Source organism: Acinetobacter sp. 129952, from assembly GCF_056642055.1.
In genome coordinates this window covers 182,646-198,403 of the sequence record NZ_JBWVSU010000005.1, presented here as the reverse complement: position 1 = coordinate 198,403, position 15,758 = coordinate 182,646, and the positions used below count along the sequence as shown (strand labels likewise).

At 45.1% G+C, this 15,758-nt stretch carries 16 protein-coding genes; 1 reads left to right on the top strand and 15 read right to left on the bottom strand.

Annotation, left to right across the window (positions count from 1 at the left end):
* The 8 genes from AC1IR0_RS07790 to mazG form a co-directional block, all read right to left on the bottom strand.
* Positions 1–270 carry an HPr family phosphocarrier protein gene (locus tag AC1IR0_RS07790; protein ID WP_034438008.1) on the bottom strand — a complete coding sequence of 90 codons (270 nt, stop codon included), beginning with the start codon at positions 268–270 and terminating at the stop codon, positions 1–3.
* On the bottom strand, positions 267–1,118 hold the full coding sequence (gene rapZ / locus AC1IR0_RS07785; RefSeq protein WP_005107863.1) for an RNase adapter RapZ: 852 nt from the start codon (positions 1,116–1,118) through the stop codon (positions 267–269). The genes AC1IR0_RS07790 and rapZ overlap by 4 nt, the downstream gene beginning before the upstream one ends.
* Before the next feature lie 18 nt (positions 1,119–1,136).
* Positions 1,137–1,985, bottom strand: a complete 849-nt coding sequence (gene panC / locus AC1IR0_RS07780; RefSeq protein WP_005107864.1) for a pantoate--beta-alanine ligase — start codon at positions 1,983–1,985, stop codon at positions 1,137–1,139.
* A gap of 1 nt (position 1,986) precedes the next feature.
* Positions 1,987–2,796, bottom strand: a complete 810-nt coding sequence (gene panB, locus AC1IR0_RS07775) for a 3-methyl-2-oxobutanoate hydroxymethyltransferase (RefSeq protein ID WP_004278337.1) — start codon at positions 2,794–2,796, stop codon at positions 1,987–1,989.
* A 53-nt stretch (positions 2,797–2,849) separates the two neighbouring features.
* Positions 2,850–3,335, bottom strand: a complete 486-nt coding sequence (gene folK, locus AC1IR0_RS07770; protein ID WP_005245998.1) for a 2-amino-4-hydroxy-6-hydroxymethyldihydropteridine diphosphokinase — start codon at positions 3,333–3,335, stop codon at positions 2,850–2,852.
* Positions 3,332–4,804, bottom strand: coding sequence for a polynucleotide adenylyltransferase PcnB (gene pcnB, locus AC1IR0_RS07765; RefSeq protein ID WP_409651953.1), 1,473 nt, complete (start codon positions 4,802–4,804; stop codon positions 3,332–3,334). Before pcnB ends, folK begins: the two co-directional genes overlap by 4 nt.
* A gap of 136 nt (positions 4,805–4,940) precedes the next feature.
* The gene (locus AC1IR0_RS07760) at positions 4,941–5,363 is read right to left on the bottom strand and encodes a ComEA family DNA-binding protein (RefSeq protein WP_148334714.1); all 423 of its coding nucleotides are present in this window, start codon (positions 5,361–5,363) and stop codon (positions 4,941–4,943) included.
* Positions 5,323–6,135 (bottom strand): nucleoside triphosphate pyrophosphohydrolase, encoded by an 813-nt coding sequence (mazG, locus tag AC1IR0_RS07755; RefSeq protein ID WP_409651950.1) that lies wholly within the window; start codon positions 6,133–6,135, stop codon positions 5,323–5,325. The genes AC1IR0_RS07760 and mazG overlap by 41 nt, the downstream gene beginning before the upstream one ends.
* A 92-nt stretch (positions 6,136–6,227) precedes the next feature.
* Between mazG and AC1IR0_RS07750 the strand changes: the two genes are divergently transcribed.
* On the top strand, positions 6,228–6,998 hold the full coding sequence (locus AC1IR0_RS07750; protein WP_004733034.1) for an SDR family oxidoreductase: 771 nt from the start codon (positions 6,228–6,230) through the stop codon (positions 6,996–6,998).
* Positions 6,999–7,020: 22 nt separating this feature from the next.
* On the opposite strand, the gene AC1IR0_RS07745 is transcribed toward AC1IR0_RS07750, so the two are convergent.
* From AC1IR0_RS07745 to AC1IR0_RS07715, 7 genes are all read right to left on the bottom strand, one after another.
* Positions 7,021–7,680: a 4'-phosphopantetheinyl transferase family protein gene (locus tag AC1IR0_RS07745; RefSeq protein WP_409651945.1), complete on the bottom strand. Its 660-nt coding sequence runs from the start codon at positions 7,678–7,680 to the stop codon at positions 7,021–7,023.
* Positions 7,681–7,760: 80 nt separating this feature from the next.
* On the bottom strand, positions 7,761–8,456 hold the full coding sequence (locus AC1IR0_RS07740; protein WP_180038806.1) for a hypothetical protein: 696 nt from the start codon (positions 8,454–8,456) through the stop codon (positions 7,761–7,763).
* Positions 8,457–8,477: 21 nt separating this feature from the next.
* Positions 8,478–10,526, bottom strand: coding sequence for a hypothetical protein (locus AC1IR0_RS07735; protein ID WP_409651941.1), 2,049 nt, complete (start codon positions 10,524–10,526; stop codon positions 8,478–8,480).
* Positions 10,527–10,528: 2 nt separating this feature from the next.
* Positions 10,529–12,037 (bottom strand): hypothetical protein, encoded by a 1,509-nt coding sequence (locus tag AC1IR0_RS07730; protein ID WP_479741263.1) that lies wholly within the window; start codon positions 12,035–12,037, stop codon positions 10,529–10,531.
* A 271-nt stretch (positions 12,038–12,308) separates the two neighbouring features.
* Positions 12,309–13,718: a ribosome biogenesis GTPase Der gene (gene der, locus AC1IR0_RS07725; protein ID WP_005103252.1), complete on the bottom strand. Its 1,410-nt coding sequence runs from the start codon at positions 13,716–13,718 to the stop codon at positions 12,309–12,311.
* Positions 13,719–13,886: 168 nt separating this feature from the next.
* Complete coding sequence (gene bamB / locus AC1IR0_RS07720) at positions 13,887–15,035, bottom strand: outer membrane protein assembly factor BamB (protein ID WP_312585994.1); 1,149 nt, start codon at positions 15,033–15,035, stop codon at positions 13,887–13,889.
* A complete protein-coding gene (locus AC1IR0_RS07715) occupies positions 15,032–15,730 on the bottom strand; it encodes a YfgM family protein (protein ID WP_004278352.1) in 699 nt (232 codons plus the stop codon). Before AC1IR0_RS07715 ends, bamB begins: the two co-directional genes overlap by 4 nt.
* Positions 15,731–15,758: the final 28 nt, after the last annotated feature.

The following is a 15,758-nucleotide window of genomic DNA, read 5'->3' as shown; positions in this document are numbered from 1 at the left end:
TTAATCTGCCTCATAAAATTTTGCTGCAAATAGTGCCTGAATTTCAGATAAGGCTTTGTCCTCGTCTGCTCCTTCAATCACTAAGCGTAAAGTTGTTCCTTTGCCTGCACCAAGCATGAGCAATGACATGATATTTTTGGCATCTACCAATTTGTCAGCCTTGCCAATCTGGATACTGGAACGAAATTTGGTGGTAACTTCTATCAGTTTACCAGATGCGCGTGCATGTAAACCCAGTTTATTAATTACGTCAACTGTCGTATCAATCATGACCAGTGCTTCATTTCTCGATGGAGGACTTGAATAGACCATTTTGCCTCAAGGGCTTTTTTTAGTCTATCCACAATATAAACAGAACGATGCTGACCACCGGTACAGCCAATCGACACGGTCATATAATGACGATGCCCTTCAGCAAAGGTCGGCAACCACTTGTCCAGAAAATGATACAGATCATTGAACATATCCTCGACCTGATCGCTCTTTTGTAAAAACGCCTGCACCGGCTGATCTAGTCCTGAAAATTTGCGCAGTTCCAGTTCCCAATGCGGATTCGGCAAATGCCGGACATCAAAGACATAATCGGCATCCAGTGGAATGCCATGCTTATAACCAAAGGATTGCAGAATCAGGATCAGGTTATCGGCCTGTCCAAGCTTGGACAACAAAGTATGTTTCAGATCATGCACGCTTTTATCGGTGGTATCGATATGCACCGTAGAACGCAACTGAATCGGCATCAACAGGATTTTTTCTTCCTGTATACACTGATTCAGGCTTTTAAAGCGTGATGCTAGAGGATGCGGCCGACGCGAAGCACTAAAGCGGGCAATCAGCTCCTGATCCTGCGTGGTCAGATAAATAATATCGACCGAACCATGCTGTTGCAGTTGCCCAAATACATGGTCAAATTCTTGTAAATCTGCCCGAGTACTGCGCACATCGACGCCCAGCGCCAACTGTTCCAGATTGTTTTCGCTGTCCAGTTTTGCCACAATTTCGGGAAGCAATGCCAAAGGCAAATTATCAATACAGTAATAACCCAGATCTTCAAGCACCTGTAATGCAGATGATTTACCCGAACCAGATTGTCCTGTGACAATTAAAATGCGCTTCATGCATGCTACCCTTTCATCTTAGCCGGCAGTGTATTTAACCTGCAGGTTATCGATCAGACGTGTATTCCCCAGCTTTGCAGCTATAAATAACACAAGATCTTGATTAAACGTATGAATTTTTTGTAATTCTGGCGTGCGGGCTTCAACATAATCAACAACGAAACCGGCATCGGTTAGGCTCTGACGAATTTCGGCCAATACCGTATCCAGTTCCACGCCTGCATGTAATTGCTGTTCAGCCCGTTGCAAGCTTTGATAAATGACCGGTGCGATTGCACGATGCTCTTCGCTTAAATAACCATTGCGCGAACTTAAAGCCAGGCCATCTTCTGCACGGGCAATCGGTACACCAATCACTTCCAGTGGAATATTCAGGTCTTGTACAAACTGACGAATCACCGCCAATTGCTGATAATCTTTCTGGCCAAAGAAGGCGTAATTCGGCTGTACGATATTAAACAATTTAGTGACCACCACCGCCACACCATCAAAATGGCCGGGACGCTGCAAACCGCATAAATCATTGGTAATGTCAGAGACACTGATATTGGTCAGACGCGGTTTTTTGCCATACATTTGCTCAACCGTCGGCGCAAACACGATGTCACAACCAACTTCAGCCAATAGTTGTTGATCCTGTTCAAGCGTGCGCGGATAGCTGTCAAAATCTTCATTGGGCCCAAACTGAATCGGATTGACAAAGATACTGACCACCACCACATCACACAACTTACGTGCTTCACGCACCAGATTTAAATGTCCCTGATGCAGATTGCCCATGGTCGGTACAAAACCGATAATCTTGCGACTGGTACGCGCCGGATTTAATGATGCCGCTAAGCCCTGAATGGTGGTTTCTGTTTTCATCTTACAATTCAACCTGAAAAGTTTGTTCTGGTGCCGGGAAAGATCCATCTAAAACTGCAGCATGGTAGGCTTTAAAAGCATCCAGAATGGCTGTCGCACCCGATTGTTCTTGCATAAAATTACGTACAAATTTTGCGGTATGTCCAAAAGTCAAACCGAGCATGTCCTGAACCACCAATACCTGACCATCTGTAGCTGCACCTGCACCAATGCCAATGACCGGAATCTGCGGAAACAGTTCGGTGATTTCCTGGCCAAGCTGTGCTGGTACGCATTCAAGTAGCAATAGTGCAGCACCCGCCTCGACCACTGCCTTACAGTCCGCAATGAGCTGATCGGCCGCTTCACGGGTACGGGCTTGCAGTTTATAACCGCCAAAGACATGTACCGACTGCGGAGTAAGACCCAAATGCACACACACCGGAATACCGTTACGGGTCAGCACTTGCACGGTTTCTGCCAACCATGCACCGCCTTCCATCTTGACCATTTGCGCGCCAGCCTGCATCACGGTTTTCGAACTTTGCAAGGCATCATTCAAGGTAGCATAGCTCATAAATGGCAAGTCAGTCATGATAAAGGCATGCTGGTTACCACGGCGTACCGCAGCCGTATGATAGGCCATATCTGCAACCGTGACCGGCAAAGTCGAATCACGCCCCTGAATTGACATTCCCAGAGAATCGCCAATTAAAATGCTGTCCACTTCGGCAATTTCCATGGCTTTGGCCATACTGGCATCATAGCAAGTCAGACATGAAAATTTGCGTCCATCTGCTTTAAAGCGTCTTAAATCACTCAGACTGACCATGAAAATGTTCCTCTATGCTTGAAAGTTCTGTTGAAACTATGATCACTTAAAAATTAAATATTTGCCCAGTTGCTGTCGTCGAGTACCGTGAGGGTCGACTGTTTGACGATGTCCAGGTCTTTTAATCTGTGTCCATGAACCTGTATTTCAGGATCAATATCCAGAAGTGGAATCAGGACAAAATCACGCTCTAATACCCCGACATGCGGCACAGTTAAGCGTTCATTGTGAATCTGTTCATTGCCGTAGATCAGCAAGTCCAGATCCAGTGTACGTTCGCCCCAATGACGTAAACGTACCCGACCTGCGTCCTGCTCAAAGGCTTGCAAACGATCCAGCAGGCTTAAAGCGGCCAGATCGGTATTTAACTGCACCACTGCATTCAGATAGTTCGGCTGATCCTGTGGTCCCATCGGTGGACTTTGATACAGATGCGAAGTTTTCACCTGCCCCAATGTCGCCAGTTTCTGTACAGCTTCTGCCAGAATCTGGCGTGAATCGCCCAGGTTACTGCCCAGACCAATATACGTCACGATCATTGTGTTGGCCCAAACACCACTTGGCTCAGATCACGTTTCACCCGTTTGCGTTTCATAATCGGATGATCTGCACCAATTTCACCGCTGGCACTGGCTGCCACATGCGATAGAGGTTTCGCCTTGTCTTCAAACTTGGCTTTACGCACCCGACGGTTGCGTGGTTCAGGCTCATTCACCAACGGCTCAATCTCGGCAAGATCTTGCTGCTGGGTCAGCTTCTGTTCCAGATGCTCTTCTTGACTCGCCTTGCGACGGCTCTTGGCACGCTGACGGTTATACTGGCTAATGGCCCGTTCTTTCTCGTCACCGCTCATTTGCTGGTAGGCATCCCACCAGCTGCCCATACCTTGTGCAGTCGCATCACCTGATTTTTCACGCAGCAGCAAAAAGTCAAAGCCGGCACGGAAACGTGCATGGCTGGACAAAGCCTCGATTTGCTGTGGTTTTGGATTCAGCAAACGGGTCTGCATTTCCCAGACTTCACGAATAAAGGTCTCCGCAAAGCGTGGAATAATGGTGCGGGTTGCCTGACGTTTTAACACATCCAGACCGGCTTGGGCGCGGGCTTCGGCGGCTACCACGCCTTTATTTAGATAGAATTCACAACGCTCCATGAATGGCTGCCATAACAATACCGCATAGAAAAATGCAGGGTTGATGGTCTTGCCGATAGAAATACGTTGATCGGTATTTTTCGCAGCGCGTTCCATAAACGGCGTAATTTCAGGCTTGATATCTGCAAATAACTGCTGCCAGATCCCGAAATCGATCAGCATTGGCAAGACACGATTCAGGTGCCCCATGGTGAACAGCTTCTGTGATTCATCATAAAGTCGATGTGGAGAAACATCACGCAGCAACTGGGTCATTTCCGGCGTAAAGACATCCAGAATCGCTTCATCAATATTAAAGTTCAGCTTGGCGGCAAAACGTAAGGTTCGCAGCATCCGCACCGGATCTTCTTCAAATCTTAAAGCCGGATCACCAAGTAAGCGTAAGGTTTTGCTGTGGATATCATCCACTGCATTACAGAAATCCAGCACAATACCTTTACGCGGCTGGTAGTACATTGCATTGATGGAAAAATCACGACGGGCAAAATCCTGCTCGATGCTGCCCCAGTTGTTATCACGCAGAATCATCCCCGCGGCCGAGGTCACTGCTTTTTTTGGTGGGGCACGGAAGGTTGCCACTTCAACCAGTTCCCGCCCTGAATAGACATGCGCCAGTTCGAAACGTCGTCCGATAATCCGACAACGTCGTCCAAAAACTTCCTTAACCTGAGCCGGGGTTGCATTGGTGACTGCATCGAAATCTTTAGGATTCAAACCTAACATCAGATCTCGAACACCACCACCCACGATATAAGCTTCATAGCCTGCCTTGTTTAAGGCATCAATCACATCGAGAATATAAGAAGGTAATTGAGCGGTTGATAAACCACATTTTGACGCGCGCAAAGTTTGCAAAAGACGCTGTCTCCTACGTCTGAACGTAAAATTCTAAGATGACGCTAATCATATCGCTTACACGACTAAAGGGCAATTTGATTATGTCAATCCTGCGAGTCAAATTAATCAGCTAGTCATGATCCATACTGTCGCCTTACAAGGCCAGTTTGGCCTTGTTTTTGGCAAATAATGCCGGCCCAATCCCTTTGACCAGCTGGATCTCTTCAATGCTTTTGAATTTTCCATTTTTTTGCCGATGTTCAATAATCGCTTCAGCCTTTTTTTGACCAATACCATTTAGCTGCTGTAATTGCTCTACAGTTGCATTATTCAAACTGATTTTATCAGCAGCAGAAGATGCCGATAATGCAGGCTTCGCCAGATAGTGATTGCTTTCTGATGAAGCCGTGGAGGCAGCTTTTTTCTTCAGGCGAGCGTCATGTTGCTGTTGCTGGGTCTTCCATTCCATATAATCGGTCGCAGTTGCATGCGCAGTCCCGATAGAAATAAAGCCCAGCCAGCAACTCAGAAGGAGATTAATCCACGTCGGATCGATTCGATAAGGTATTTTTTTCATGTGCTGCTCTTTGTTTTAATTCTAATTTAGCCTGTTCCCAGAGCTGATCAAGTTCAGTCAGTGACAGCTTTTCCAAGTCTAATTGTTGTAATTGTGCCTGATCTTCCATCAAGGCAAAGCGGGTCCGGAATTTATGGATCGTCCCCAATAATGCCATCTCGCTGGAAATGCCAAGTTTACGGCCAACATTCACCAGAGAAAATAAGCAGTCGCCAAATTCTTCCTGTATTTCATCGGAATCTTCTCCAGCTACCGCTTCTTTTAATTCAGCCAGCTCTTCTTCCAGCTTGGCATAAGCACCCGCCATATCAGGAAAATCAAAACCGATTTTGGCGACATTTTTTTGAATTTCATCGGCCTGTACCAAAGCCGGTGCATATTTAATATCATCCAGACGTGAACGCGGCTTGCCCTGCTTTTCTTGCTGTTTGATTTCTTTCCATAGCTCAGACACATCTTCCGGACTCATTTTTGCAAATTGTTCAGCCTGAAATACATGCGGATGACGGCGAACCAGTTTATCGGTAATGGCCTGAACCACATCCTGAAAATCGAAAGCCCCCTGCTCGCTATACATTTGCGACTGGAACACTACCTGTAACAGCAAATCACCCAGCTCATCGCGGACATCGTCGACTTTTCCAGAGCGGACTGCCGCTTCGACTTCGTAAGCTTCCTCAATGGCATATTTGGTCAGAGATTCGGGGGTCTGCTGCTGATCCCATGGACATTTTTCACGTAATTCGCGCATGACCTTGAGTAGTTGTTCCATGTTTAAAAACCTCTTTTTTTTACCAAATTGTCGCGTCAATCTGCCAGTTTCTTGTTATGCTCAAAAAAAAAGACAATAAGGAGATCAGGCACATGCACAGTATATTGATTAGCGGTGCAGCACAAGGAATTGGTGCCGCGACAGCCGCCCTATTTTACCAGCACGGCTACAAGGTGGGTATTTATGATGTTCAGGTGGAGCAGGCAGAACAACTGGCCCAGCAACTGGGCGAACATGCCAAAGCCGGTTTTCTGGATGTGGCTGGTTATACGTCCTGGGAAACAGCTTTAGCCGAATTTTCAGCTTGGGCAGGTGAAATCAATATTCTGGTCAATAATGCCGGGATTTTATATTCAGGCCCTTTTGAAGAAACTGATATTATGGCGCATCATCGGACTCTGGATATTAATGTTAAAGGAGTCATGAACGGCTGTCATGCCGCTTTCCCTTATTTAAAAGAATCTTCATTTGCCCGCATCATCAATCTATCTTCAGCTTCGGCGATTTATGGCCAAGCCGATTTAAGCAGTTATTCCACCAGCAAGTTTGCAGTGCGTGGCCTGACTGAAAGTCTGGATATTGAGTGGCAACCCTATGGGATTCGAGTCTTGGATGTCATGCCGCTTTTCGTCAGTACGGCCATGGTCAAAGATATGCAGGCAGAAAGCATCAAAAAGATGGGCGTACATTTAAAAGCAGAAGATGTTGCACAAGATATTCTGAAACTGGCAGAACTCAAAGATTCCATCTGGCAAGCAACGCATCATCCGGTCGGATTCAAAAGCCAGTTTTTATTTCATTTGTCGCGGATGAGTCCACAATTTGTGAATCGGCTGAGTAATCTGCTCATTTCCAGAAAATAAAAAATATTGGAATTCATTCTATTTAGACAGTTTGATGAAGCTGAATCACGGGAAATCTCAATCCCTTGCAGGAATCCTCACTTTGCCAGGCCACGGTGAGCATGCAGCCAGCAAGCGTATAATTTTGATAGGCATAGATGCCAATCTCTGGATGTTCGCAGCGCCCACCATTTTGCTCAGGATGGATATTGGTATTGAGCTCATTCAGGTTGATCCGGATTCCCAAGCCTGATGCCTTTAACACGGCCTCTTTGGTCGTCCAGACTTTAAACCAGTATTCAGGGTCATAAGCCAGCGCTTGCCAATTTTTGAGTTCTTCAGGATGGAAGGCGTGCTGTGCCAAAGCTTCAAAACGGACTTTACGGCTCAGTTCTTCAATATCGATTCCCAAGTTTTGGACATTCCTGCTCGTGGCCAGGGCGTAGAAATTTTGACTATGACTATGATTAAAACTGAAATCCGGATAGTCATTTAAATAAGGCTTGCCATATTTAGTGGCGGTGAAATCCAGAGATTGGATCGGATGATTGAATTGATCTGACAGCAACTGGTTACGTCGCGCATAAATTGCCAGTTTTCGATTTTTGATTTGCTCTACCCGTGATTCAGGCGGTTTAATCGAAAAGAACTGATCTATTTTTTGTAGATAAATTTGAATATTTCGCGACAATGCAAAGCTCATAGAAACAGATGGACTTTTTCATTTTACGTCGCCAGATAAAAAAAGAAAGCCTGTTCGAAAACAGGCTAGACTCATATTACTTAGATTGAATCAGAAATATCAACTGGTTTTGCTGCTGCAGATTCTGGCGCCTTAAAGTTCAAGCCCGCTTTTTTCATCAATTGCGGATACTCCACCAATGCCATGGTTGCGTTTTTTGCAATTCCAGTCACATCACCTAATAGACCTTTGGCATCCATAAAAGACATACCGCTATCGCTGACACTACGCGGATTACTGAGCATTTGCATAGACACCTGCTTACTATTAAGCACGAGTTCGCGTGCAGACAAGCCCGCAATCGCAAAGTTAGTAAGTGAGTTAACTAGAAGCTGTTTCTGGCTTACACTTAATGCATTAATACGTTCCAGTGTCGCCGCTTCATCCTTTTTTGATGCATCCAGAACATCATTGGTCAATTTGGTAATCTCTTTCTGGATTGCCTCTTTTTCCTTTACGTCTGAGGTAGTTTTCAAGCTGTTTAATTTGGTTTTCAGCTCTTCACTGTCTTTACGTTCAGCAAACAGGGTTGCCAGTGTCGTTCGGCTTTGAATAAACATGGCATTGGTGGCTTGTGCCTGCTTAAGAAAACCCGCCAAATCCAGATTTTGTGAAGATGTGCCTGTTGTCGTTGCAACTGCTTTTGATGCCAGACTACTCAATGTTCCAAGACCGGCATGGCTTTGCGATGCCAATACAGCACTTCCCAAGATCAAGATGCTTGCGATTTTTTTCATAGTATTTCCCCTTATAATTCCTTACTGAACTGCATCGGCCTTTTGCACGATCTGATTTAAAATTTTTGGTAATGCCTTGAACATCTGAATGTTGTACATTTCATGACGATGGGTGATATCAATCCCTTTTAAACTAACTTCTTGCTGTAAACCGACAGCCCCAACACGTTCCTGTTTTGCATTAAAACGCCGCGCGCCACCTGCCAACACCAAAGTGGCATCGCAACTGGATTTGTCTGCATTGCATTTAATAGAGTCTTCTTGAACCTGAATTTTGAATGCTGGCTGTAAGCACTCGTCTTTAGGCACATACAGTTTCAAATCAAGCTGTTTTTTAAAGCCGGCATTTTCAGTCATTTTTATAATTGATGTTTCCAAACTGGTCTGACCTTTAAAACCTGAGCCTGTGGCATAAAATGGACGTTTGGACTGACTGGTAAATGCGTGATAAATCAGCGGACCAAATCCATAAAATGGAATCTCTCCGACTTGATCAGTATGCAAGCTTGGACAAAGTACACGAGCAAGTTTCGACTCACCCACAGCAGCATGGCTATCCACCAAGATGCTATCACCCGAACGTACCGGCAGGCGGTCATTTCCACTCACAGGAAAATCAAGCTGCGCTTTGACTTTAGTCCCTTGACGCTCAATGACTGTAGCTTCCCAAGTCGGGATTAACACTTGACGCTGAGCAACTTTTTCACGGTTATACACATGAATTTTCATGCCTGTGGTCAAACGCTCGCCTGCATCCTGAATCGTGATGGTCTCGCTACCACCACTCGCTACCTGCAAATCTGAACGGGTAAATTGAATCCCTTTTTGGAATTGCTGACCCAATTTCACCAAAGCATTTTTAAGTGCCACTTCTTTACGCGTATCCAGTGAAAAACCCATTCCTTGTGAAATGGCTTCACTGATTTCATCAGTCGCATGCGCCGAATAAATCACGCGCCCAGAACGGTCAATCATTTCAGCAAAGACTTCGCTATGTACCACTTGCTGCTCAGTCATTTTGCCGACTTGCTGCTGATAACCAATTACAGGAATCACATTAATACGAATAAAAAATTCAGGAAGTTCACGCTGATGCTGGGTTTCTTGATTAGTTAAACCCGTCTGCTCACTGATACTCTGTGCGAGCACGCTATAACGTTTGTTGACTGGTGTAAGGGTAAAGGATGCATTTTCTCCGATCGCATCAGAAAAAATCTGCTCAATCAGGTCTTTTGACTCACCTTGATAAGTCAAAACATCCACTACCAAAGCTTTAGGCTTGTTCAGTGCCTGACGGGTATTGGCTGAAATCTTGCTAAACTGGCTCGAATTACCACTCATCAATACAGGCAATGCCACAGCATAATCGCTATCAGCATGGACAACCCGGATTAAATCTCCTGAAGCCGAGCTCAGCTCATCATCTTTGGCAATCCCCTGATTAAAGCCTTTATCCAAAACCATATAAGACTTCCAGCGCTCAATCACCTTAGTCTGCACTTCAGAAACCTTAAATTTTTTCTGCAGATCCCGGGTCAATTGCTGGGTCAAGGACAGCAAGCTACTTTGAAATTTCTGCTGGACCGCCTGACGGGTTGTAGCCGCCTCGACATCAGTCGACAGCACCTGTATAGGTTGAGATAAAGTAGCGCTATCGGTATAAATCACTTCTCCAGATAGGACATTGGTCAACTTTAAACTTAAAGTGACTGGCAGAAAAATCTCGGCTGTAGACTCCTTTTGCACCACATATTCGCTGGCCCGCAAAACTTCTAGAGAAGCCACATAGCTTCGATGTTTATTCTGTTGGGAAATTGAAGTAACCACCTGATCTTGCAAGGCCTGTTTTAGCTGCTGCTCGAACGTCTGTACAACTTGAGTACGAATCGTCTCGCTAGATACAGCCTTGCTAAAGTCACAGGAAATCGATGATGCGTTTGCTTCTATATGTTCTGCCGATTGACGACAAGGCAGTTCCAGCCCATAAATTCCCTTCGCCGGAAAAACCTGAATATTGGCCTGTGTACTAGCCGTTCCCATCAGCGCCATGGCAAGCATGGCTTTTTTCATGCTTATTTGCATTGGGTACCACCAATACATAAAGTAATGGTATTCCCTGCTTGCAGGCGTTCTGCATTCGACAAAACAGGATTTACCCGGCGCAATGCTTTGGCAAGTTCAGCACTTAACGGCTTTTCACTCTTATAAGTCATGGTCATCTCGACCAATTTGCCATCCTGGGTACGGATATCGATATTTTCCGCACCATCCATTTCATCTAAGGCCACGTACAGGTCATCCCCTAACCGGCTAGATACGCTACCCGATACACTTTTTACAAAGAGGGTTATTTCCTTACCATACATGCTGCGGTTTTTCGAATAGGCAAGGATTTGCGGGCCGACTTCAGATAGCGTCATTTCACCCAGTTTACGGGCAACATTGGTACGGCAAGTATCTGTCGTTGCAGCCGTGGATGATTCAGTACGGGTATCGCCGCCCATCAGTGTGCCATCATCGACTGAATAAATTTTATAGCTGAGTGCACCATCACAAACAAACTGACCCGTTGCATCTGAACGACCACGGTCATAAATATAAGAGCTACCGACCATAAACCAGTCCGCTTTTTCCTGACGTGCAGCCACTGCAAGTTTTGCCAGCTCTGCATCACCCAGCAATTGTTGAATGGTCATACTCTTGCCTTTGAGATAACGGCTACGAAACACATCCGAATCCATTAAGCGTAGATCATATTTAGATGCTGCACGGGCAATTGAGGTTAACGTTTGATTTTCACGCTCAGGTGTGGTCGACGGGGTTTGATATTCCACATATTTCACAAAATTTTGAATATCATTCTGGCGTTCAGACTGGCTATAACTTGCTGATTCACTGGCGTTATAACTTGCTGAAGCAGAAGATTTACCTGAATTATTGTGACTTGATGAACGTGCAGCAACGCCCGCACCTGCACCATAGTAATTACCATAGGCATAGCCTGAAGCCGAAGCTGATTTGCCTTTTGATGAATATGATGAACTTTCACTGGCTTTTGCACTTTCTTTCGCGTCATAGCTGGCCTTTTCATCATAGGCATAGCTCTTGTCAGAAAAGTACGACGTAAACTCTTTCACCGGTTTTGAGTTATCTCGCGGTACACCAAAATACTCATCCATTACGATCATGATCGGACTGGTTCGGCTATTCTTTTTGGATAAACCCAGGTCATTCAAGATCTGGCGAAACTCCTGGTCATCCATTTCAATTGAAATAGAAGTAACCAGTTCATTGTTATTATTGGTTTGACTACCACGATTAAATACGTAGCCATTGTCAACTTGTTTCACAATATCTACCAGATGGGGCTCGGCATCCTGCATGGCTTGAGGGCCATTTATTTTTTTGATTAAAGCAATGACTGCATCAGTTTTTGCATTATTCAATGCTTGATTCCGTGTCCCTACTGGATCTTTTTTCATAATGGGACTACTGCCCTCACCATTTACTTTGATCATTTCAGCGCACGCAAGGCTTGGCAAGCCCATCATACAGATTAAGGCCAATGCAGTTTTTTTCATGTTCCCCTCACACCACCGCAAATTTGGGCAGTAATTTCTTATGATCTTTCTCAGTCAATTTTCATTTTTGCGACTGAATTAACAATTTCACACAAATATAATACATATCACATAAATATTAAATTGATACTTATACTAAATAACTATAATTAAAAAAATATTTTATTTTTATTAAATTCAAAATTAAGCCTGATTAAAAAAATATTTTTTATAGGTAATAAAAAAGCCCGCTTTACGCAGGCTTTTTATCCGAAAAATTTAAACTATAGAATTAGCGTTTAAATTTCTTCTCGGCTTTCTTGAACTTCTGTACATAACGACGTTTACGCGCAGCTGCACGCTCATCCACTTGAGACTTACGGCCTTCAAACGGGTTTTCAGAAGTTTTAAACTCGATTTTAATCGGTGTACCTTCAAGCTTGTACACTTTACGGAACACGTTTTCCAAGTAACGACGATAATCCGCAGGAGTTTTATCCACCTTGTTACCATGAATCACGATCGTCGGCGGATTTTGTCCACCCATATGTGCGTAACGCATTTTAATACGACGACCCTGAACCATAGGTGGTTGGTGAGCCTCTGTCGCATCATTTAAAATCTGGGTGATTTTTGCCGGTGATACTTTCAAACGAGATGAATCATAAGCACGGTGAATCGATGGATAAAGATCGCCCACACCCGTTCCATGCAATGCAGAAATCAAATGTACTTTGGCCCATGGAATAAAATCGAAGCGACGCTCTACATCGAGCTTACATTGCTTACGATCATATTCAGTCATGTTATCCCATTTGTTGACTGCAATGACCATGGCACGACCCGCTTCAAGCGCATAGCCAATCAAATGCAAGTCCTGCTCAACAATACCATCACGCGCATCAACCACAACAACAATTACGTTGGCATCTTTCATCGCCTGTAAAGTTTTAACAATCGAGAATTTCTCAATCATTTCATCGACTTTACCTTTACGACGCACCCCGGCAGTATCAATCAGGGTGTATTGACGGCCATCACGCTCGAATGGAATATAAATCGAGTCACGTGTTGTACCCGGCTGGTCAAATGCCACCACACGCTCTTCACCGAGCAAGCGGTTCACCAGCGTGGATTTACCTACGTTCGGACGACCAATAATCGCTAAACGCAGACCCGTGTTTTTGTCATGCTCTTCCGGATTTTCATCTTCAGGTACATCAGCAAGTACATCTTCCAGCATCTGCTGAACACCACGACCATGGCTGGCTGCCACTTGTAGCGGTTCGCCCATACCCAGTTTGTAGAATTCAACCAAGGCAGCTTCAGCATGTACGCCGTCGACCTTGTTGGCCACCAGAAAGACTTTTTTACCTAAAGTACGCAATTCACGGGCAATCTGCTCATCAGATGCCAGCAATCCGGCACGCGCATCAACCACAAAAATGATGATGTCGGCTTCATGAATGGCAGTCTTGGATTGCTCTGCCATATAGGAGTCAATCCCACCTTCATTTTCGCCAATACCGCCGGTATCGACCACAATGAAAGATTTATTTTGATAGGTAGCATCGCCATATTTACGGTCGCGTGTCAGACCTGCAAAGTCTGCCACCAATGCGTCACGGCTCTTGGTAATCTGGTTGAACAGCGTTGATTTTCCGACGTTCGGACGACCAATGAGCGCAATTACGGGTTTCATAGAGTAACCTTTATTCAATATCAGGCGTCAAAGTGGCCTGAACATCAGAAAGTATAGGAAGATATAAGGGGGAAATACCCTAAATAAAAACACGGGGCATTGATTTTTCAATCACCCCGCGTTCACAAAAATACGGTTGTGGCTAGTTTAGCATAAGGCTCGTTAAAATTAACGGTTCTGCCAAATGCTTAATGCGCCCTTGCGTGTAGAAACATAAAGCTGGTTGTCGATGACGCGTAAGCTACGTACTTCCCCAGAGGTTTTCGAACGACCAGTAATCTGTCCGGTACGCGGATCAATCAGGTGCAAGACACCATCCAGATCGCCGACTACAAGATCAGTACCCAGCATCACCGGATTACTTAACTTGCGATTCAACAGCTGGTCATTTTCCCAAAGCGGTTGACCCGAGGTAATCTCAAAGGCTTTGATTTTGCCATCGGTTTGCGCCACAAATACGCCATTACCCACAACTTCTGGACGCTGGATACTGCTGGCATCTTCACTCCAGACCACCTGTTGTGAAGCTAAATCCAGCACAGTCACCTGACCTTGATAACTGGTGGTCACCACAAACTGGCCTGCAACGACCGGTTCCCCGTCAATATCCACCAGACGCTGGATATCAGAACGTCCATCCGACACTGCGACACGACGCTGTAATTTTGGCACACCACTTAAGGCATCCAATGCATAGATATAAGCATTGGAAGAGGCAATCAGTATATTACGGGCATCTAATGCAACCGGTGCAGCCATGCCACGTAAGCTGAATTGTACATTAGGTAAGTCATAAGTCCAAACTTGCGCACCCGTCGCAATTTCATGCGCATATACGGTGCCGTCATTGCTGACACTAATGACCCGCCCTGCATGAATCAGTGAAGGCGCCAGTAAAGCACCCGTCAATTGCGCAGTCCATTTCTGCTCGCCGGTTTGCTGATCCAGCGCAAACAGTTGGCCTTTCTGGTTGCCAACGACAACAAGACCTTCAGCAGCTTCAACACCAGAACTTAAATTGTCTTTGCTGACTTTTTTCTGCCACAGACGCTGTTTGCCTTTAAATGCAGACACTTCGCCTTTCGGATCAATCGCAAAGACCACGCCATTGTCTGCATCCAGACGTAAACGCAACGGATCAGCAGCATCTGTCGAAGCCACACTGGTGGAAAATACAGGGACCAGGGTTTTGGCTTGAGTCAGTTTTGGAAGTGGATTCGGTTTTACTTCTGGAACTTTATTGGTTTTACCCGCACAGCCAGCCAATGCAAGCGTTAAAACAGTTAAGGCACAGGTAATTTTGTATTTTCTATTCATTCAGCTTCTTCCGCTTGTGTTTCTATAATTGGGCGTTCGATTTCCGGATCATCGACCAATACGCCTACGCTTTCGAGCTTAATTTGTAAAATCTGACGTTCTTCTTTACGTTCAATCAAAGCATCCCATGCACTTTGATATACTTTTTTAGCATTTTCAATATCATTTTTGGCAACATAGATATCGCCACGTGCTTCATCGGCAGTTGCTTTAAATGCAGGCTCAGTGACTGCTTCTAAAGTTTTCAATGCAGCATCATATTTTTTCTGTGCCAGTTGTGCATAGGCCAGACGAAGTTTGACGACCTGAACTAGCCCTTTATCATCTACTTTCGAGTTTTCAACTTTCTGTAGCGCTTTCTCGGCCGCAGCATAATCTTCTTTGTCATAAGCCAGTTTCGCCATCACCAGCTGGGTCTGAATCGCCTGAGCTGAATCAGGTGCTTCCTTGACAATCTTGTCCGCAGCTTCAGACAACTTGGCAAAACCATCACCTTTCGATGCCTGCGCATCATCCATCAACTGCTGAACCTTGGCAGTGTGCATTTGCGACTCTGCCAAGTTTTTCTTCTGCCAATATTCCCATCCAAAAAAGGCAATCAGCGCAATTAAAATCCCGGTAATCATCGAAGAACCATATTTCTTCGTAAAGGATTTCAAGCTTTCAAACTGTTCATCACCACTCATTGCGCTCATGAGATTACCCTTTTCCTAATGTTTTATC